1 protein-coding gene is annotated in these 850 nt (G+C 51.2%); it reads right to left on the minus strand.

The features are described 5' to 3' along the window. A partial coding sequence (locus tag F895_RS02630; protein WP_032865329.1) for an Ig-like domain-containing protein occupies positions 1 to 850 on the minus strand: 850 nt, incomplete at both ends.

Below are 850 nucleotides of genomic sequence, written 5' to 3' on the forward strand. Positions count from 1 at the left end.
TCGGGAAGGTCACTTTGACTGTTGCACCAGGCTCTGCTGTACCGGTAATCGGATCAACCGCATTGATTGGATGTAACACAGGGGCATTCGGTGCAGTTACATCTACGCTATAGGCATGGGTGGTTGTAACCGTACTGCTATTGCCTGCTGCATCTGTAAATTTAACATTGGCATCAATGATTTTATCTGTATCTGCGACCAGGCCACTGCCTGGAACACTGACACTCCATGTACCATTCGCTGCATTCACTATAGCAGTATAACTTACTCCATCGACAATAATGGTGACTACAGTCTTCGCCGCATCAGCAGGTACACCGGTTAATGTTCCTGTCAAGGTAACATTACCAGTAGATTCTGCTGCATTGAGTACGTTATCCGCTGTGACTGCATCAACCGTAAATCCGACTGAGCTGGTATCTGGCGCAACCGTATCCACAATTCCAGTGCCTGGCAAGGAAACATTCCCAGCCGCATCAGTCGCTGTTGCTGTAACGGTCTCACCATTGGTCAGGCCACCCGGATTCGGTACACTCCAGACCCCGGTGACTGGATCGGCGGTCACCTGTTCGGTACTGCCGTTCGGGAAGCTCACTTTGACTGTTGAGCCTGGCTCTGCCGTACCTGTAATCGGATCAACTGCATTGATCGGATTCACGACAGGTGCATTCGGTGCAACCGTATCAATCGTAATTGTACCTGTCGCTGTACCCACATTTCCTGCTGGATCAGTCGCTGTGACTGTCACGGTATGTGGACCATCGGTCAGTGCTGGCAAGGTGTTGTCTGCAAGGGTCCAGGTGCCATTGCCATTGTTGGTGGCAGGATAGTTCACACCATCGACGCTCAC

The organism is Acinetobacter sp. CIP 64.2 (assembly GCF_000369645.1).
GTDB lineage: Bacteria > Pseudomonadota > Gammaproteobacteria > Pseudomonadales > Moraxellaceae > Acinetobacter.